The following is a 20,329-nucleotide window of genomic DNA, read 5'->3' as shown; positions in this document are numbered from 1 at the left end:
GTATTTTAGTGTGCCGCTTCGATTTCTGCTTCCGCCTCTTCCAAAGCTTCTTGAGCTTCTTTTTTTACCAATGAATTGTCGTAGGCTTTGAAAAATGGTAAAAAGATCAGCCAAGTAATCACGAAGATTAGAACACAAACGACAATGGCTCGCCAGTCCTGTGTCGCTAAATAAGAAGTAATTGGATAAGGCATATACCATAATAAGAAGGTACTTGATGGAACATTGACCAATCCTAACGACATCGTGACATAAGCGATGGTGGGAACAATAATACTGTTGATCCACATTGGTACCATCAGATACGGATTGAAAGCGATTGGTGCACCAAAGACCAAAGGTTCATTAATATTAAAAATAGATGGAATAATGACCGCTTTGCCGATTGCTTTAAGCTGCGCCGACTTACTTAATAACAACATCATGACCGATAAAGCCAACGTTGTTCCAACCCCACCCATTGAAGAAAAAGCGTAACAAGTTTCTTGTGTAGCAATGTTCAATGCTTGACCACCATTTGCCACCGCTTCAGCATTGGCTGCCAATCCTGACATATAAACTGGATAAATGACAGGCATCATTACCCATCCGGAAATCCCAAACGTATATAAAAACACTGGAATGAAGACGGATAGCACGAAACCAGGATAAGATTGAACGATATTAGCTAACGGACTGAAGACCAATAGAACCACATCAAAGAAGTCGATTTGTAATTGGAAAGTGATTAACCAGCCAACAAGCAACACAAATGTGATGGGTAACAAGCTGTTGAACCAGCCAACAACAAAGTCGGGAATCGGTGTGTCTTCATCAAAAAATGAATATTTAACCGCAAAATTCATAACGGAAGCGACAAACAGCCCCGTAGTCATCGAAAGAAACATTCCAGTAGCGCCGAAACGAGAGAGAATGAAGACTGCCTCACCATCAGCCGTAATAGTAGGAAACAGCAACATCATAAACAGCACGAGCGAAGCTGCACCAGAAATTAATTTTTGGCCACCGTACCCTTTTTTCTCCATCAGATAATAAGGAATCAGGAACGCCACGATTAACGCATACATTCCAAATGAAAAATTACTGATCATGGAGAAATCAGGCATTCCGCTGAAAATATTTTTTAGCAAAGAAATGACCGTCACTAACGAACCAACAAAAACTAGCGGCAAAGCGATCATAATTGAATCTTGGATGGCTGAAATCCAGGGATTTTTTACTACCTTATTCACTTTTGGCGCAAAAGAATTTGTCATAAAGTTCATAATTTTATCCATCATCTATTCCTCCAATTTTAAAATTAAATCTAATGCTTTCTCTCCATTCAATGTGCCGTAAACTGCTTGTGGAATGATTGTTGCTTTAACATTTTTATCTTTTGTCTGTTCTTGAAGATCATTTAACATATAAGACAGATGCGGACCAATAAGTAAGTAGTCAATTGCATCAATGCGATCGTCCAATTGCGATTCACTAGCCGCTTTGACTGAGAATTCAAGTTTTCTTTTTTTAGCCGCTTTTCTAATCGCTGCGGCCATAAACCCGCTTGATGCTCCTGAACCACAAATTAACAAAATATTTTTCATTTTCTTCACCACTTTCATTTATTTACATGCTCATTATAGGAAAAATAATCCTTCTTCTACAAACTTACTTTTTTCCTACAGATGGGAAAAGCGAAGTATCATCTAACATAAAAGCGCTGAACTCTCTAGCTCAGCGCTTCATCTCTAGTATTGCGTATCAACTAAAAAAACACAGAACATTTATAAAAAAGTATGTTTACCTTCTTTTATAAAGTTCCGTGTAATCCAAGGAATCCCTTGATATCAGTATTATTTTTCTGTACGAGTAAGTAAGGCAACCAATTCCACATGATGTGTTTGCGGGAATAAATCAGCGTATAAAATAATCATCAATCTCACTTTCGTTTTTGAGAATATCTTCCTCTGTCACGCCTGACAGTCTTGCCATATTAACAGAAGAAGCAAAACGCAACTGTACATTAATAGCAAAGTCGAATGAATATTTTTGAAGTTCCCCAAGTTTAAGATATTCGTTCATAAGTTCATCTAATTTTATTTGGTATTCTATATCTAACTTAGTAACATATTCATTGATTTTTTCCTGATAACTATTGATGACCTCAATTTCATGTTTATTGAGAACTACTTTTCCTAAACTTAGTGCTGTAGTAGAAACAATAGAACCTACTAAAGCACCAACAACAGGAATAGGAATAATCATTTGGCCAATCGCTGCACCGATTGCTGCTCCAGTTGCATCAATAGCATTTAAAATTACTAAGTCAATAAATCCATCAGTATCTATATCACCTCTTCGATACTTCACTATTGTGCTACTCAATCCAAATATTCCAGATGTAATTGCTCCCGCACTTGGCGCAGCTAAATGGCAGACATTCGTTAATCCATAAATAGTGTACCCAGAAATACCACCTTTTGCAGCTCCTTTCGCAGCACTAGCTCCACACTGTTTCCAGTCGTCAGAATCAAAATTCCAGACTTCTTTTCCATCCCGATGCTTTTTATAAATAAAGACTCCTAGATTCAATCCACCTTGAACTACTGAGCCAATTCTAGCAACTTTTGATGCCTCACTGAAAGTTGGTTGTGCCTTTTGATAAGCAACTAATTTATCATGGTCTGCTTCCTTTTTAATAGCAGTTTGCTGCTGAGCTGTTTGCTTGTTGATGTCATTGACTTCCCCACAAAAAGTTTGGTCAATTGTCCTTTTTTGGACATCTTGATATCTCAGCAAAGATGGTTTTAACCACTCATCATATGGAACACCACGCAATGTACTTTCATCTTCAATCGATTTTCTAATATTGTTGATTTTAGAAATTGATAATGTACTTCCTTGATAATCAACTATCTTAGCTCCACTCATGATTTTTTCAATGACTTCTACATGATCCTTTGGAAACATCATACTCATTTCATCATAATGAGAAGCTTGTTTAATTTCTTCTAGGATGTTCGCATAAAATTTCATTTGAACTTCTTTACCTTGAAGTAAAATATCCGCCGGTCCATTATTATTCAGTAATACCACACTCTTTTGCATTCCTTCAAAAACAGCTCGTGCATTTCTAATCCCTGTTTCAGCAAATTCAGCTATAAACCCATGTACTCCCGTTTTTCCACCACGATTAATAGTTATAAGATTTTCAATTTCTAATTTTGCTAAATCTAGATTTGATAACGCATTAGCTGACCTAGAAGCTAAATCTGATAGTTTATCTGTTTCATTCGAAAGGAGTGCATCCAATGAATTTAATAAATCCGAAAGTCTAATATTGTTAAGGTAGTCAACATATGATCCAATACCTTGTTCTACATTATTATCAAGAGTTTGTTCACTAAGCATCTAATTTAAGCTCCTTATTAATAATTTGAGCCAAGGTTAAGGTAGAATTCACAAGCAGACCTGCCTGCATTTTTTCATCTTTCGAAAATAAACAATAATCATTCCCATCTAATGCTATATATGCTTTTGATACTCCTTTAATTTGAGTACGGGTTGTCCCAATCAGTGCTTTAACTTCGATATTCATCCTAGTAAAATTTCTAATTATTTTTTCTAAATTTTCTCTTTCTGCAAGTACTTTATCAGCTATTTCTTTATTTTTATGGCTTGTAAATAGTCCTGACCCAACCGAGCCCACAAGCATGACACCAGCAATCGTCCAACCCACTGGACCTGCTAAAGCAAGTAATGCTCCTCCTGCACTCATGCCTCCACCACCTGCTGCAAGTGCCCCACCACCAAGCCAAGCTAAAGCAGCATTAGTTGCAGCTGCACCTGACAAAGTTGAAATTGCTGTTCCAGTTGATGCAAGCCCAAATGTAGTAGCTATCCCCATTGCAGCAGTGGGCCCCATCGTAGCAACAGCCAATCCAAGTGCACTCAATGTCACACCAGTCCCTGTACTTCCAGCTGCAACCTTCGCCTCCACTTCTGCTTTTTTAATTTCATTTTGTTTAATTTTGAAGTTTTCTATTTCGATTTCTATTTTTTGTAAAGTAACCTTAAATTCCTTTGGTGTATTCGCTAATTGATTAATACGTTCTTCAACTAATTTTACTAATTTCACTGCTTTTTTACGCTCTTCATAAAGAGTGTTTGTGCTGTCACTTAAAGTAATTGCTATCTTCTCATAACGTTTAGTTGCTGTATTATAGTTATCAATTGCATTTTTTCTAAGTTTTGCATTAAGCATGTCTTCTTCTCCTAGGCTATCTATCTTATAATTGTACTATTTTTATTTGTAAAATAATAGCTAAAACGTTGATATGACCCATTTTGCAACTGTTAACCAAAAAAAGTAATCTTATTTAAAAGAATGCTCTTTGCTTTTTACCTTTATTTCATTTCCAGATCTAAACTTGATGCTATTAAATTACCTGATCCACAATAGTTCTGTCTTGTTTGATTACATTCCTCTGATTTACTTACCAAACTCTCCCAAATAACCAGCTGATATGTTCCCACAAACAAAAAAGAGAGCCAAGACTCAAAAATCTCAACTCCCTCAAATATTCAAAATTTCGCTGTATCTAGCTATTTCCAGCTATTACTTCTCTACCCTTGATATCAGTATTATTTTTCTGTACGAGTAAGTAAGGCAACCAATTCCACATGATGTGTTTGCGGGAATAGATCAACAGGTTGCACTTTTGTTGTTTCATAGCCTGCTTCGGCAAACAATTTTGCATCGCGCGCAAAGGTTGCTGGATTACATGAAATATAGACAATTCGAGAAGGGTTCATTTCGATTGCTGACTCAATGAAACTGCCGTCTAATCCTTTACGTGGCGGGTCAACCATGATGACAGATGGTTTGATACCTTTATCTTGCCATTTTTTCATTGCCTTTTCAGCTTTGCCCACTTCATAATGTGCATTTTCGATTTTATTAGTTAATGCGTTAAACTGTGCATCTTCAATCGCTTCAGGAATGATTTCCATTCCATAGACTTCAGCGACACGATCAGCTAAGGATAAGCCAATAGTGCCGATTCCTGAATATGCATCGATTACAACATCTTCTTTGGTTAAGTTCGCAAAATCAATTGCTGTTTGGTAAAGATATTCTGCTTGCTGTGTATTCACTTGATAGAAAGACTTAGCAGAAATTCGGAAGGTCTTACCTAATAGTTGATCCTCAATGTAATCTTTTCCAAATAAAACAACTTCTTTTTTACCAAAGATGACATTTGTTTTCTCTTCATTGATATTTTGAATGACAGAAACAACTTCTGGTAATTCTTCATGAATGACTTTAGCAATTTCTTTTGCTTTGAAGAATTTTTCTTTACGAGTAACTAAAACAACCATCATTTCATGTGAATAATGTCCACGACGAATGACGATATGACGAATTTGTCCTTCGTTTTTGGCTTCGTTATACGCACGAACTTGGAAACGTTCTAAGATATCACGCACAACAACGATTGCTTTATCGATTTCTGGATCTTGAATGTAAAAATCTGTAATGGAAACTAAATCATGGCTGTTTTTCTTATAAAAACCAGTAGCCAAATGACCATCGATTTTACGAACAGGAATCTGTGCTTTATTTCGGTAAGCAACTGGTGAAGCCATTCCCACTACTGGTAGAACAGGCACTTCCGGTAGCTTCGCAATTTTTTCCATCACATTTTCAACTTGGTGTTGTTTGAACACTAATTGTTTTTCATAACTTAAGTGTGCAAGTGGAGCGATTCCTGTACGAATCAATGTTTTGTCTTCAACAGGTTGACGATCTGGTGAAGTCGTTAACCAGTTTTCTACTTTTGCATAGCCAAATTTATTTCCTGCCTTTAAAACAAGAACTTCAACTTCTTCTCCGGGTAACGCATTTTCAATAAACAATGGGTAGCCGTCAATTTTAGCTACACCCATTCCTTCATAGCTTAAATCAATAATTTTTACGGTATAACGTTCATTTTTTTTCACTGTTTGTTCGCTCATTATTTACTCCTTTAACTTCTTACTTGTCTAGTTCTGACTCTACTATAAATCATTGTTTTTCACAACAACTAAAACCGGCACTGACCTAGGTTCCTAGTATCAGTACCGGTTGTCTGTCTATTTTTCCTCGTCAGCGATCTTGCCGTCACCGTCAATATCTTCGTCTGTTAATCGTTCGACTTCTTTTACAAATTCCTTACCAACTTCTTCGAATTCTTCTTCCTCTACACCCGTGATAGCGGCATCAGGAATCTTATCCGTATTCGCAAAAAATTCAATATGTTGATGTAAATTAGAGAAGTGCATCGGTGCATCGCCACCATATTCACCATCTAAATTGATCATCACTGGACGATTTGTATCATCTTCGGTTTCAACATACAATTCGCTTGTCTTTGTATAAATCACACGATGATCTTCGACATGACGTCCGCCATTCAACATCAGCGCTGCAATGTGTAAAATTTCAAAAATATTGGCTGTCTTGACGATAATCAATGAAAATTTTCCATCGTCAAGCTTTGCATCCGGAGCAATTTGCTCAAAGCCACCTACTGAATTCGTTAGCCCTAAGAAAAACATGGACGCATTTCCAATATATTCTCCTTCATCATACTTCAAACGCATTTTGATTGGTTTCACTCGAGGCAACATTTCTGCTCCCTTTGCGAGATAGGCTAAGTAACCAAAAATACTTTTCAATTCAGATGGCACTTCATAAGTTAATTCCGTTAAGTAGCCACCTGCTGCTATATTGATGAAGTAACTGTTTTCGGCATGACCAATATCCATTTTAACCGTCTGATTTTTTTTGATGACTTCGGCAGCTGCCTTGATATTGTCACGAGGAATTTTTAGTGCTCGTGCATAATCATTCGTTGTTCCAGCCGGGATAATCGCCATTTTAGGTCGTTTCTTCAAAGGTGCGATTCCATTAACAACTTCATTGATCGTTCCATCTCCGCCTGCTGCTACAACCAAGTCAAAGCCTAATTTTCCGACTCTCGTTGCTTCATTTTTCGCAGAGTCTTCTTCGGGAGTTGTTGCATAAGCACTTGCTTCATAACCTGCGTCTTCTAGTGCTTGAAGAATATCAGCGAGGTTTTTTTTCAGCAATTCTTTACCTGAAGTTGGATTATAAATGACACGTGCTTTTTTCATGATTTTCCTCTTAACGTTTCGTCAATTCATCTTTTAGTAGTTTATTCACAACACCTGGATTTGCTTGTCCTTTTGTTGCTTTCATGATTTGTCCTACTAAGAAGCCGACTGCACGATCCTTTCCGTTTTTAAAGTCTTCAACAGATTGTTCGTTATTATCTAAAATCTCATTGATAATTGGCAGTAATTGACTTGGATCAGATAGTTGGATCCAGCCATTGGCTTCAACGACTCCTTGTGCATCGCCACCTTTTGCGATTAACTCACGGAACACTTTTTTCGCAATTTTTGAACTGATTGTTCCGTCCGCAATCAAACGGATCATTCCTGCCAAGTTCTCTGGTGTTAATTGTGTTTCTGCTAATTCTAGTTTTTCACTATTTAAGTAGGCAGAAACTTCACCCATCAACCAGTTAGAAGCTTGTTTTGCATCTGCACCGTTTTCTAATGTCGCCTCAAAGAAGTCAGACATTTCTTTCGTTAACGTTAAGACCATTGCATCATACTCAGGCAATCCGAAATCATTGATATAACGTTGGCGACGTGATGCTGGTAATTCTGGTAACGTTGCTTTGACACGTTGAATCCACTCATCATCAATCACAAATTTTGGAATATCTGGTTCTGGGAAGTAACGATAATCACTTGATCCCTCTTTGACACGCATCAAAATTGTTTTATTTGTTGTTTCATCAAAACGACGAGTTTCTTGTTGGATTTCGCCACCAGAAAGTAAAACTTTTGCTTGACGTTTTTCCTCAAAAGCAAGTCCTTTTTTAACAAATGAAAGTGAGTTCAAGTTTTTTAGTTCTGCTTTTGTTCCAAATTCTTCTTGACCATAAGGACGTAAAGAAATATTGGCATCACAACGCATAGAACCTTCTTCCATTTTCACATCACTAACTTCAGTGAACTGGATGATTGAACGCAATGCTTCAAGATAAGCATATGCTTCTTCTGGTGAACGCATATCTGCTTCTGAAACGATTTCGATTAGCGGTGTGCCTTGACGGTTTAAGTCAACGTATGAATAGCCACCGATACCGTGCATGTTTTTCCCAGCATCTTCTTCTAAATGAACACGTTCGATTCTAATTTTTTTCTTTTGTCCTTCAACTTCAATCTCAATCCAACCATCGTGACCGATTGGTTGGTCAAATTGTGAGATTTGGTAAGCTTTTGGATTATCAGGATAGAAGTAGTTTTTGCGGTCGAAATGTGTATCTTTTGAGATTTCGCAATTCAATGCTAAAGCTGCCTTCATCCCAAACTCTAAAGCCGCTTTGTTCATTACTGGTAACACACCAGGGTAACCCCAGTCAATCACGTTTGTATTGCTGTTAGGTTCTGCTCCAAAATGTGCAGGCGCTGGTGAGAAAATTTTAGAATTTGTTTTTAATTCAACGTGGACCTCAAGTCCAATGACTGTTTCGAAGTTCATTCGCCTTGCCCCCCTAGAATAGCAGGTTGTTGCTTATGAAATTCTGTCGCTTGTTCAAAAGCATACGCTGCTTGATACATTGTTTTTTCTTCAAAATAATTACCGATTAGTTGTAACCCAACAGGAAGACCTTCTGAAAGTCCAGCTGGAATTGACATACCAGGAAGTCCTGCTAAGTTCACTGGAATTGTTAAAATATCACTCATATACATCGTAATTGGATCGTTGATATTTTCGCCGATGCCAAATGCTACAGTTGGTGAAGATGGTCCAATGATTAGGTCATAATCAGCAAAAACTTTTTCGAAGTCTTGTTTGATTAATGTTCTCACTTGGCCAGCTTTCTTGAAGTAAGCATCATAATATCCTGCACTCAATGAGAATGTTCCTAGCATAATCCGACGTTTTACTTCGTCACCAAAACCTTCCGAACGTGAGTTAACATACACATCTTCCAAATTTTTCACATTTTCAGAACGATAGCCAAAGCGAATACCATCGAAGCGTTGCAAGTTTGAACTTGCTTCAGATGAAGCGATGATATAGTAAACTGCTACACCATATTTTGAATGTGGCAAGCTAACTTCTTCGACCGTTGCACCTAATGAACGGAATGTTTCTGCCGCTTTCAATACTGCTTCTTTGACTCCAGGTGCCACACCTTCACCAAGATATTCTGTTGGCAAAGCAATTTTCATTCCTTTGATGTCACCAGTCAAGCCTTCAGCAAAGTTAGGTACAGAAACACCTGATGATGTTCCGTCTTTTTCGTCATATCCGCTGATTGCTGTTAATGCTAATGCATTGTCTTTAACCGTTCTTGTCATTGGTCCGATTTGATCTAATGAAGAAGCAAATGCAATCAACCCAAAACGTGAAACACGTCCATAAGTTGGTTTCATTCCAACGATTCCATTAAATGCAGCCGGTTGACGAATACTTCCACCTGTGTCGCTTCCAAGAGAGACAGGAATTTGTCCAGCAGCAACTGCTGCAGCGGAGCCACCTGATGAACCACCAGGAACTTTAGAATGATCCCAAGCATTTTTTGTTTTCTTGAAGTAAGAAGTTTCTGTACTTCCGCCCATAGCAAATTCATCCATGTTTAGTTTACCTACAGGAATCATATCTGCTTGATAGACTTTATCCATAACTGTTGCATCATAGATTGGGTCAAAATTATAAAGGATTTTTGATGCCGCTGTTGTCAACAAATCTTTTGTTACAATGTTGTCTTTGATCCCAATTGGAATACCTGCTAACACATTGTTTTCATCAATTCCTTTTTCATCTAATGCTTTTGCTAATTCAAGTGCTTTTTCTTCATTTAATGTAATAAACGCTTCGATTTCTGGTTCTGTTTCTTTAATACGTTCAAATGTTGCTCTCATTAGATCTTGTGCAGTGATTTCTTTAGAAACAAGCATCCCATGCAATTCTTCTAATGAACGGTTGTATAATTCTGTCATTACGCGCCTGCCTCCCCATTATCAATAATTGCGGGTACCTTAATAAAACCATCTTCAGATTCTGGCACATTTTTTAATAACTCATCGCGACTCCAACCTGCTTGTGCACGGTCTTGACGCATTACATTCACTGTTTCAACCACGTTTGATGTGAATGGAACACCTTCTGTATCTACTTCTTCAAGCATTTCCACCATATCAATGATTTTACCTAATTGGTCTGTAAAACTTGCAAGCTCTTTTTCATCAAACGCAAGTTTTGCTAATTTGGCAACGTGTTTGACTTGTTCTTCACTAATCGCCATACTACCCCTTCTTTCTTAAACGAGTTAAAAACTTTGCTCTCTATTTTACCACAAGTGTGGAAGCACTGAAATTATTTATTGAAATTTATCTGAAAAAGCTTAGTTTTCGGTTTCCACAGGATGACTTTGTGCTAACGCTTCTGCCATCTTTTCTTCCGTCCAAATCTCAATTCCTAGTGATTCTGCTTTCGTCAACTTACTTCCAGCTTCTTCACCTGCTACAACGATATCTGTTTTTTTAGAGACACTTCCAGTCACTTTTCCACCAAGATTTTCAATCGTAGCTTTCGCTTCTTCCCGCGTAAATTGAGTTAACTTTCCAGTTAGAACAACTGTTTTATCCTTGAATGGTGATTCTACTTCAGCTAATTGTTCCAAGCGAATGCCTTTGTAGTCAAAGTTGACCCCAGCAGCCTTTAATTCATCCATTAATTCATGTACTTCTTCATTACTAAAGTACGTCACGATGCTATCTGCAATAATTGTTCCCATGCTATCAAGCGCAATGATTGACTCAAAATCACTCTGACTGATTGCTTCTAAATTACCAAAGTGTTCTGCCAAAATCTTAGCAGCTTTCGCTCCAACATGGCGAATGCCCAAGCCAAAAATTAACCGTTCGACTGAATTTCCCTTGCTGTTGGCAATTGCTGTCAGAATATTATTAGCAGCTTTTTCTTTAATCTTGTCTAACGTCAGCAATTCTTCTTCTGTTAGTTTATATAGATCTGCAACATCTGCGACTAGCTTTTTATCATACATTTGTTCAAGTACTCTTGGACCTAAGCCTTCAATATTCATCGCATTTCTGGAGACAAAGTGATTGAGCCCTTCTTTCATTTGTGCCGGACATTTTGGATTGATACAGCGAAGAGCAACTTCTCCGTCTAAATGGACTAGCTCGCTTTCACATTCAGGGCAATGTGTTGGTAATGGATAAGGTTCGCTATCTTTTGGTCGTTTGTCTTCAATCACGCGAGCAACTTCTGGAATGATATCTCCTGCTTTATAGATTAGTACCGTATCGTGCAGTCGAATATCTTTCATTTTGATGTAGTCGCCATTGTGCAGACTGGCACGGCTCACCGTAGTCCCCGCAACACGAACAGGGGTCATGACTGCCGTTGGCGTAACTACTCCTGTTCGACCAACAGTCCATTCAATTGTTTCGATGACCGTTTCGACTTCCTCTGGAGGAAATTTATACGCAGTTGCCCAGCGAGGAGCTTTGACCGTGAACCCAAGCTGGTCTTGAAGTGAAAAGTCATTGACTTTCACTACGATTCCGTCAATTTCATAAGGCAAATCAATTCGTTGATCATGAAACTTTTCAATATACGTCCAAACTTCTTCAATTGAATGACACAACTGTGCTTCATGATTGGTATGAAAACCAAGTTTCGCCAGTTCTTGCAATGCTTCGTACTGTGTTTTTGCTTCCATCGGACCAAAATCAGCTACAGTGTACAAAAAAGTATCCAAATTGCGCTTAGCTGCAATCTTTGAATCAAGTTGCCTTAATGAACCCGCCGCGGCATTCCGCGGATTAGCAAAAACATCATGACCAGCGGCTTCTCGTTTTTGATTTAACTCGACGAAGGATTTTTTTGGCATGAAGCATTCGCCACGAACCTCAATCGAAATTGGTTCGTTCAACCGCAAAGGAACGGAACGAACAGTTTTCACATTTTCAGTAATATTTTCACCGACCGTTCCATCGCCGCGAGTAGCGCCACGGACAAAGAGTCCATTTTCATAACGCAATGAAACAGAAAGCCCGTCAATTTTCAACTCACAGCAATAATCCACTGGATGACCAATCGCTTTTTGCACACGTTGATCAAAAGCAAACAATTCTTCCTTGTCAAATACATCATTTAAACTATAGAGTGGAATGTCATGCGTGACTTTCTCAAATCCTGCAAGAACACCACCACCGACCCTTTGAGTTGGTGAGTCTACGGTGATTAGTTCTGGATAATTTGCTTCGATTGCTACTAATTCTGCATAATGTTTATCGTAAACAGAATCTTCTACCGTTGGCTGATCTTCCACATAATATTCTCGGGACCAACGATTTAATTGTACACGCAATTCTTCTGCTCTTTTTGTTGCGTAATCAATCGTCATTTCTTGTGCCATCGTTTTCCCCCCACTATTAAACTTTTTCAATTGGTGCAAATGCCGCTAATAATCGTTTAACTCCTTGACCTTGAAATGCAACGTCTAATTCAAGATCTGTAGCTGTTCCATTTACTCGAACGACTGTCCCAACGCCCCATTTCTTATGCTTGACTTTGTCGCCAGCTTTCCAGCTATTGTTTTCGCCACCAGTCGCTGTTTTTGATGAAACAGTCGTCACTTGTGGCTGTTGATAACTAGGTGTAGTGGTTTTTGTCGTAAATGGAGAAATTTTCTTTGGTGTTGGTCGCATTCCTTGAATTTCCAATAAATCTTGGTCAATTTCGTCAATAAATCTTGAAGGACGATTGTATTGTGTTCGTCCATATAACGTTCTCGAAAAAGCATTGGTCAAGTATAAGACTTCTTCTGCTCTGGTAATTCCTACATAAGCTAAGCGACGTTCTTCTTCTAGTTCACTTTCTTCCATCAAAGCACGGGAAAGTGGAAAGACGCCTTCTTCTAGACCAATCAAAAAGACCACTGGAAATTCCAGACCTTTGGCCGCATGCAGCGTCATTAAAGTTACTTGCGTCGTATCTTCTTCTAAATTATCAATGTCTGAAACTAGCGCTAAATCATTCAAGAAAACCGTTAATTTTTCTTCAGGTGCATCTGCTGTTTCTTCATTCTGTTTTTCAAATTGTTTATCGAATTCTTGCGTAACACTTAAAAATTCTTCCAAGTTTTCTAGTCTAGCTTGTGCTTCTAGTGTATTTTGGATCTTCAAATCTTCTTGATAGCCACTGCGTTCCAAAACTTCTTTCGTTAAATCCGTAACAGATAAGTAAGGAACCATTTGTGTGACTTCATCAATCATCGCTCCAAATTCTGCTAATTGACGACCAGCTTTCCCACTAATATTTGCTAAGTCCACGTTTTGAGCTGCTTCTAACAATGCCCATTCATGAATTGAAGCAAATTGACGTAACTTATCAACTGAACCAGGACCAATTCCTCGCTTAGGCGAATTGACTACTCGTTCAAAGCTGATTGAGTCTTGCGGGTTGGCGATCACATTAAGATACGCCAAAATGTCTTTGATTTCTTTTCGATCATAGAATTTGTGTCCACCAACCATTTTATAAGGTATGTTGGCCTTTAATAGCGTTTCTTCCATTACACGTGATTGCGCATTTGTTCGGTAAAGAACTGCAAAGTCGCCATAATCTCGCCCGTTTTCACGCATTTCATGTTGCATTTTTTCAATGACAAAACGTGTTTCATCACGTTCATTATCGCCACGATAGTAGGTGATCTTAGCACCTTCTTGGTTTTCAGTCCAGAGATTTTTAGGTTTGCGGTTGGTATTGTTTTCAATCACTTGATTAGCAGCATCCAAAATTGTTTTGGTTGAACGATAATTTTGTTCCAATAAAATAACACTTGCATCAGGATAATCTTTTTCAAAGTCCAAAATATTTTGCATGTCTGCACCACGCCAGCCATAAATACTTTGGTCGGCATCTCCCACAACACATAAATTGCGGAAACGTCCTGCTAGTAAATTGACTAACGTGTACTGAGCATGGTTGGTATCTTGATATTCATCCACATGGATATATTGGAATTTATTTTGATAGTAAGTCAGGGAGTCTGGATGTTCATTGAACAAACGAATCGTATTCATAATCAAGTCATCAAAGTCCATACATTGATTGTATTGTAATTCTTTTTGATAAGCTTTATAACATTTAGCAGCAATTTCTTCATAATAGCTGCCTTGCATTTTTTCAAAGTCTTCAGGCATTTGTAAATTATTCTTGGCTTGAGAAACAGTTCCCAAAATTCCTCGAGGATCATATTTTTTAGGATCAATATTAAGCTCTTTTAAAATACGTTTCATCAAAGTAAGTTGTTCGGAAGAATCGATAATCGTAAAATTCCGATTGTAACCAATAAAATCAACATCTCTTCTCAAAATGCGGACGCACATTGAGTGAAATGTTGAAACCCAGACATCTTCGCCACCAAATTCCAAAATTGCGTTCACACGCTCTTTCATTTCTTTCGCGGCTTTATTGGTAAAAGTAATCGCTAGGATATTCCAAGGATTCACTTCTTTTTCTTCAATTAAATAAGCAATTCGATGCGTAAGAACGCGGGTCTTTCCGCTTCCTGCACCTGCCATCAATAACAACGGCCCCTCGGTATGAAGAACCGCTTCTTTTTGGCGAGGATTCATCCCCTGTAATAATTCTTGCTTGGATGACATTCACAACATCCTTTCTTTTATCAATCTCATCAATTATAGCATTTTACCACTCTTCATTAAACCAGCTAGCTGAAAATCATCCGAATTTCTGAAACAATTTTTTCGTCTCTCGTCAGAACAAAGATTTCATGCTAAACTAAAAGAAAGTGAGGGATAATTTTACGATGGAAAAACGATTTAAACGAATAACATTCGATGACACTCGAATTCTTTTTATTTTAAAAGGAATGCTTGTGGGTTTATTTGCTGGACTCGTGGTCAGTTTTTTTCGATTAGGGATTGAAACATTAAGCAAGAAGATTCAATTTTTTTATCAGCAAAGCCAGCAAACACCAAGCATTCTCATTGGCTTGTTTCTTTTTTCACTGGTTGCTGCTTTTTTAGTTGGTCAATTGATCAAGCATGAGCCTGCGATCAAAGGAAGCGGAATTCCCCAAGTGGAAGGTCAATTGCAAGGTGAACTAACTTATAATTGGTTTTCTGTTTTGTGGAAAAAAATGGTTGGCGGAATCTTTTCCGTCGGTTCCGGTCTATTCTTAGGGCGTGAAGGTCCTTCCATTCAATTAGGGGCAGCAGTCGGACAAGGTACGAGCCAACTTTTTCATTCTTCTAGCTCTGAAGAAAAAATTTTGATTTCAAGCGGCGCTAGCGCTGGCTTAGCCGCAGCATTTAATGCACCCGTTGCTGGATTGTTATTTGTCATTGAAGAAGTTCACCATTCATTTTCACCATTAGTTTGGCTCACTTCTTTTACTTCAGCAATTGTCGCAAACGCTGTTTCACTTTATTTTTTTGGACTGAAACCTGTACTTTATTTGGGGGCGTTGCCTTCTTTACCTTTTCATTATTATGGTGCTTTGATCATTTTAGGAATTATTTTAGGCCTTCTTGGTTTTATTTATCAAAAAACATTGCTCGCTTTGCCGCGATTTTACAAAAGAGTCCCCTTGCCTGAGTATTATCACGGACTCATTCCTTTTCTTTTGGTCTTACCAATCGGTTATTTATGGCCAACAATTTTGGGTGGTGGTAATCAAATCGTCGTGCAGTTAGGACAACTAACGCCGCCACTTCAAGGAATTATTTTACTATTAATCATTCGCTTTGTTTTCTCCATGGTTTCGTATGGTGGTAGTTTACCAGGAGGAATTTTCTTACCCATTTTGACATTGGGCGCCCTAATTGGCAGTCTTTACGGAAAGTTGCTTGTTCTTTATTTTGGAATGGATCCTGTTTTTGTTAAAGATTTCGTTGTGATTGCTATGGCGGGTTACTTTACAGCCATTGGAAAGGCACCTCTGACTGCAATAATCCTCGTGACAGAAATGGTTGGCTCACTCAATCATTTGATGCCACTTGGCGTTGCCTCTTTGGTTGCCTATATCGTAAATGATTTATTGGGTGGACATCCGATTTATGAATCTTTGCTTGAACGACTAGTTGACAATCAGCCAAAGCAATCATCTGGAAAGAAAACCACTTTTGATTTCCCTGTTACAGCTGAAAGTCAACTAGATGGCATGATGGTTCGCGATTTTAATTGGCCCAAAAATATGTTGCTTATTTCAATTTATCGAGGAAAAAAAGAATTGATCACTCATGGTGACACAGTAATGAAAGTTGGAGATATTCTGGTCATTTTGACAGATGAATCAAATATGGCATCAATCAAAAAAGAAATCCAACTAAAGTCTAGCTAGCATTTCAGCAAAAAAAGAGTGGCTATGAATTTTCATTCATACTCACTCTTTTTTTTATACCCATAGTTGAGACCAATTACTATAAAAACCAAAAGCATGCCAAGTACACTGAAAAAAACGTTTGACGAGTCACTTGTTTTGGGGAAGTCTTCAATCGTTCTCGTTTCTGTTTGTAATACAGTCTCAATGTTTTTTTCGTTACCTTCTTCCTGTTCAGCCGGCAAACTTTCAGAATCCATACCAATTGATCCTTTGATTTTTAGTGTCGTATCCATAAGTTATCACCTGCGATCCCTTTCAACACCAAAGCGAAGTTGAAAAATTCTTTACGGTGCAGTCCAAGAAACAGCATCTAATTGTAAAGTTAAATCAAATGTTGGTGCACTTTTGGCAGCTGTGCTTGAAGATAAGACTCCTTGGTAACCAAATGTTGTTTCAGACGCTGAAGTACTTTCACCAGCTGAAGTTAGTTTTCCTTCATTGTTTGCTAATGTAAATAATCGAGCTGGCGTTGTCTCAAAATCTGTGACTGATCCACTTGAAATTAATGCTGTATCACTTGCTTCAGGCGATACGAATTTCAAACTTGAAATCTCTGAGATCGACTCACTGTTGGTTTTTTCAAATTTTGTAATCGTCACATCTACGGGACGACCCGAATTATTTTTGATTGTATATGTTGGCGATTCAATATTGGTACGACCACTGATGTTATAGAAAATCGTCGCGGTATCTAAAGTTACATTGATCCAATCTTCACTCTCTTCATCAATTGTTTCTGTTGGATCCGTATTATCCAATCCAATCGATCCATTCACTTTGATTTCTGCACTACCGTCACCAATCACATCTTGTGCTTGAACAGCAATGGGAACCAATCCCCCTACGAAACTTCCTGCAATAAACAAACTAGCTAATCTTTTTTTCATTTTCTTCTTTCTCCTTTTCAATCATTCAACTGTTAATGTAATTCCAGCGGCAACTTGCCCCTTTTTTTCGTTTGTCTCTGGATCATACAAACTGAATAATGCAACTGACGGATACTCCCCCTTTGTTAATGTCTGCTCTAAGGTGACATCTTTTATTTCATACCCAGGTTGAATTGCCCCGGAAGTATAAACAAGTTTATTCGTATGCTTTTCTCGAATCTCAACATTGATTGGATAATTGTTTTGGATGGAATTTTTAATCATCAATTTTCCTTGTAATGTTTGTTCGTCAATTTTCGCTTCTGGCGAAATCATCAAATTAAATTTACTTCTATCTACGGCTTTTTGCGCAAGTTTTTTTAGCTCTTCGTCAGATATTTTTTGTGCGTCTTTTTCTGCAGGTAAAAACTCACCGCTGACAACCGTTGTCGTTTCTGGTTTCACTTGGAAATATTGACGATAAATGAACCAGCTTGCGAGTAGCACTCCCAAGACAATCAAGATAATCATTCGTCTTTTCCTTTTATTCGTTTCGGTCTTTTCGATCATTTTGACTCTCCTTGAGGTGTCAAACTATAAGTAAATGTATAGTTTGTATCATATTTTTTAAAAATCGGGCCTGAATACTCTCCTTTTAAATAGATACCAAGTGGCTCAGTTAAAAATGGTGCTATCGTTAAGGAATCGACAGTATTTTCTCCTACTATTAATGGTCCTAATATAGTGTCATTGGTAGCTGCCAACTGAAGTCGTAATTGGTTGCTTTCTCCTGCTGTTACTTGATCAACTAACGTAATTGGTGACTCTACAGAAAGATCTTGAACAGAATCAATAGTAAAATCAATGGGATAGTTGCTCTCACTTAAAATTGGTTGAGCGGATTCCTTGGTGTCAAACGCACCCACTTCCCTCACTTGAAAAAGCAACTCCAAAGGAACCTCGACACTCAGCGGACTTTTTGCAATCTCCACCTCTTTTTCTACCCACAAACTTTCGCTAGCAAAAATTTGGAGTTCTGGGTCTTCATTGATTGTTCCAGAAATCTTTACATAGACATAATAAGAACCTGATATTAACTCTTCCACATGCCACGTTGAACTTGCTGAAGTTTCACTTGTTACCATACCTTGCGTTTCATCTGTCGCGTCTTCGATTTCTTGTTGCGCCGTTTCATTCTTGATTTCATCACCCGTCCATAGGCGTTCTTTGCTTAATTTAAATGTGTTGTTGGTTAACGTTCGTTCAGAAGGATCGTAATCCTTAATCGTTGTTATTAAGTTACTTCTCCCAACATCTACATCTGAAAAACTTTCCCAATCTATTATTTTGATTTTTTTCTGGTAAATCGCTTGTTTTAGTGACGGATTTTCAAAATAATTATCTGCTAATGTTAAAGTGGATGCTCCTGCTACTTCTTTTTTCAATAACTCCTGAGATGCACTTAAATAATTGAACTGATAGCCTCCAATTTCACCAACATTTCCATCTAAACGATTAAACGTCACATTTTTATTGAATAATCCCGTCGTGGCAGTATTCTTAAATCGTAGCCAATTCGGTTCATTGACATTCATCGTAATCGCTCCAGATGAAGTGATTCTTCCACCACTCAGTACAGTCATTTGCGAATCTTTTTGTGCGTTGATTTCTGCGCTTGCAGAGCTAGTATTTGTGAAAGTGAGTGCCTTATTATCCGTTTGTGTATAGAAAAACTCTGCTCCTTTGCCAATAGTTAGAATCAATCCATTGGAACCAAATGTGAAATACGTTTTACTTGAAGTAAAGTCCACTTCAGCATCTTCTTCAAGGGTTACTCGCATCTTTCTATCGCCAGAACCTCCTGTACCATAACCATAAAGCAAACTCGAGCTTGCACTTGTCTGGTGGTCAATTGTTGTCTTTGATCCTTTGGCAAAGAACAGGTTGTACCCTTCCATAAACTCTTGACTATTGCTACCAACCTCACTCTTAAAATGATTCTCCCCCATCATCGTGAAAGTGGATTCTGTGTTCCACGTCAGCAGAGGTTGCGCACCAGTTTTTCCATAGTAATTCACGTTTTCTAATGTTGCATCAAATTGAATCGCAGACGAACCTCCTGCACCAATAATTCCATAATAGCTTTGATTGCCATATACGTTTCCTTTATCATCTGTCAAAGTCGAGCTCCCAAAATTCAGATTTTTTATTTTGACTTGTAAACCTGAAACTTTTATTCGATAGCCCACATTCGCTTCAGTGGTACTCGAGCTGTTTTCATATAGCATATAGTTTCCTTGACCATTAATTTCAATACTTTTGTAAATCTCAAATACATCTGCACCTGAATAAACAATATTTTCCGTTAAATTAAGATAGTAGGTTCCTGTACCAACATCATTTTTGATTGCTGTCAGTACGTCTTTCAACTCACCCACAGTCCCAGCAGTGTAAGGATTTGTCACCGTTCCTTCGCCTATTAACGCAAAAGGAATCAACTGATTTTTTGTTTCACTAGACGAAATAGTTTTCTCGGCACTACTTTCTACCTTATCAACTGTTTCATCTGACGTTTCTGCATTTATAATTTCATCATTTTTTAATTCAGATGAAGAATGACTTTGCTCCGCTACATTCAAAAGCGGTACCTCTGAACTACTTTCCGTCAAAGATACCACTTGCTCATCTGCATCTGTGGTTTTTTCCAGTTCATCTGCAGTTATTTCTTTTATCGGCATTGTATACAAACAAATTAACATCAGCCAACAAACCGTCCATTTTCCCCATCCCATACCCAGTTCTCCCATTTTATTTTAATTAATATATGCAAAAAATTAATTTTACATGATAATTTTCATCATTATAATGATATGATACTATTTGCATTTTACAAGGTCAAACATTTATCGGCTACTTTCCGTTATTTCTTCAAACAAAAAAACCTCTCAT

Annotated in this window: 16 protein-coding genes; 1 reads left to right on the top strand and 15 read right to left on the bottom strand. The window is 38.0% G+C overall.

Annotated features, from left to right (window positions below; all coding sequences use genetic code 11):
- Nucleotides 1-5: 5 nt before the first annotated feature.
- From IGJ76_RS05510 to pcrA, 11 genes are all read right to left on the bottom strand, one after another.
- Nucleotides 6-1,277 carry a PTS sugar transporter subunit IIC gene (locus IGJ76_RS05510; protein WP_211276009.1) on the bottom strand — a complete coding sequence of 424 codons (1,272 nt, stop codon included), beginning with the start codon at nucleotides 1,275-1,277 and terminating at the stop codon, nucleotides 6-8.
- A gap of 3 nt (nucleotides 1,278-1,280) precedes the next feature.
- Nucleotides 1,281-1,586 carry a PTS sugar transporter subunit IIB gene (locus IGJ76_RS05505; RefSeq protein WP_071868472.1) on the bottom strand — a complete coding sequence of 102 codons (306 nt, stop codon included), beginning with the start codon at nucleotides 1,584-1,586 and terminating at the stop codon, nucleotides 1,281-1,283.
- A 310-nt stretch (nucleotides 1,587-1,896) separates the two neighbouring features.
- The gene (locus IGJ76_RS05500) at nucleotides 1,897-3,393 is read right to left on the bottom strand and encodes a hypothetical protein (RefSeq protein WP_071868473.1); all 1,497 of its coding nucleotides are present in this window, start codon (nucleotides 3,391-3,393) and stop codon (nucleotides 1,897-1,899) included.
- Nucleotides 3,386-4,246, bottom strand: coding sequence for a hypothetical protein (locus tag IGJ76_RS05495; protein WP_071868474.1), 861 nt, complete (start codon nucleotides 4,244-4,246; stop codon nucleotides 3,386-3,388). Before IGJ76_RS05495 ends, IGJ76_RS05500 begins: the two co-directional genes overlap by 8 nt.
- A 380-nt stretch (nucleotides 4,247-4,626) precedes the next feature.
- On the bottom strand, nucleotides 4,627-6,000 hold the full coding sequence (gene rlmD, locus IGJ76_RS05490; RefSeq protein WP_071868475.1) for a 23S rRNA (uracil(1939)-C(5))-methyltransferase RlmD: 1,374 nt from the start codon (nucleotides 5,998-6,000) through the stop codon (nucleotides 4,627-4,629).
- Between the two features lie 117 nt (nucleotides 6,001-6,117).
- Nucleotides 6,118-7,161, bottom strand: a complete 1,044-nt coding sequence (locus IGJ76_RS05485) for a diacylglycerol kinase (RefSeq protein ID WP_067484400.1) — start codon at nucleotides 7,159-7,161, stop codon at nucleotides 6,118-6,120.
- A 10-nt stretch (nucleotides 7,162-7,171) separates the two neighbouring features.
- Complete coding sequence (gatB, locus tag IGJ76_RS05480) at nucleotides 7,172-8,602, bottom strand: Asp-tRNA(Asn)/Glu-tRNA(Gln) amidotransferase subunit GatB (protein WP_067484397.1); 1,431 nt, start codon at nucleotides 8,600-8,602, stop codon at nucleotides 7,172-7,174.
- Nucleotides 8,599-10,071 (bottom strand): Asp-tRNA(Asn)/Glu-tRNA(Gln) amidotransferase subunit GatA, encoded by a 1,473-nt coding sequence (gatA, locus tag IGJ76_RS05475; RefSeq protein ID WP_067484393.1) that lies wholly within the window; start codon nucleotides 10,069-10,071, stop codon nucleotides 8,599-8,601. Before gatA ends, gatB begins: the two co-directional genes overlap by 4 nt.
- The gene (gatC, locus tag IGJ76_RS05470) at nucleotides 10,071-10,376 is read right to left on the bottom strand and encodes an Asp-tRNA(Asn)/Glu-tRNA(Gln) amidotransferase subunit GatC (RefSeq protein WP_067484390.1); all 306 of its coding nucleotides are present in this window, start codon (nucleotides 10,374-10,376) and stop codon (nucleotides 10,071-10,073) included. The genes gatA and gatC overlap by 1 nt, the downstream gene beginning before the upstream one ends.
- Before the next feature lie 99 nt (nucleotides 10,377-10,475).
- Nucleotides 10,476-12,518 (bottom strand): NAD-dependent DNA ligase LigA, encoded by a 2,043-nt coding sequence (gene ligA, locus IGJ76_RS05465; RefSeq protein ID WP_075491040.1) that lies wholly within the window; start codon nucleotides 12,516-12,518, stop codon nucleotides 10,476-10,478.
- Between the two features lie 16 nt (nucleotides 12,519-12,534).
- Entirely contained in the window at nucleotides 12,535-14,772 is a 2,238-nt protein-coding gene (pcrA, locus tag IGJ76_RS05460) for a DNA helicase PcrA (protein ID WP_071868478.1), read from the bottom strand.
- Between the two features lie 164 nt (nucleotides 14,773-14,936).
- Between pcrA and IGJ76_RS05455 the strand changes: the two genes are divergently transcribed.
- On the top strand, nucleotides 14,937-16,472 hold the full coding sequence (locus IGJ76_RS05455; protein ID WP_071868479.1) for a ClC family H(+)/Cl(-) exchange transporter: 1,536 nt from the start codon (nucleotides 14,937-14,939) through the stop codon (nucleotides 16,470-16,472).
- A 32-nt stretch (nucleotides 16,473-16,504) separates the two neighbouring features.
- Here the strand turns inward: IGJ76_RS05455 and IGJ76_RS05450 are convergent, their stop codons facing one another.
- From IGJ76_RS05450 to IGJ76_RS05435, 4 genes are read right to left on the bottom strand one after another with little or no spacing between them, the layout of a single operon-like run.
- Nucleotides 16,505-16,747: an LPXTG cell wall anchor domain-containing protein gene (locus IGJ76_RS05450; protein ID WP_075491038.1), complete on the bottom strand. Its 243-nt coding sequence runs from the start codon at nucleotides 16,745-16,747 to the stop codon at nucleotides 16,505-16,507.
- Nucleotides 16,748-16,798: 51 nt separating this feature from the next.
- On the bottom strand, nucleotides 16,799-17,401 hold the full coding sequence (locus IGJ76_RS05445; RefSeq protein ID WP_075491036.1) for a hypothetical protein: 603 nt from the start codon (nucleotides 17,399-17,401) through the stop codon (nucleotides 16,799-16,801).
- A 21-nt stretch (nucleotides 17,402-17,422) separates the two neighbouring features.
- On the bottom strand, nucleotides 17,423-17,950 hold the full coding sequence (locus IGJ76_RS05440) for a hypothetical protein (protein ID WP_349702454.1): 528 nt from the start codon (nucleotides 17,948-17,950) through the stop codon (nucleotides 17,423-17,425).
- On the bottom strand, nucleotides 17,947-20,172 hold the full coding sequence (locus IGJ76_RS05435; RefSeq protein ID WP_271026994.1) for a hypothetical protein: 2,226 nt from the start codon (nucleotides 20,170-20,172) through the stop codon (nucleotides 17,947-17,949). Before IGJ76_RS05435 ends, IGJ76_RS05440 begins: the two co-directional genes overlap by 4 nt.
- Nucleotides 20,173-20,329: the final 157 nt, after the last annotated feature.

Source organism: Enterococcus sp. DIV0175 (genome assembly GCF_050529075.1).
GTDB classification, from domain to species: domain Bacteria; phylum Bacillota; class Bacilli; order Lactobacillales; family Enterococcaceae; genus Enterococcus_B; species Enterococcus_B thailandicus.
The sequence above is the reverse complement of the archived record's forward strand: the minus strand, read 5'-3'. Positions and strand labels throughout refer to the sequence as shown.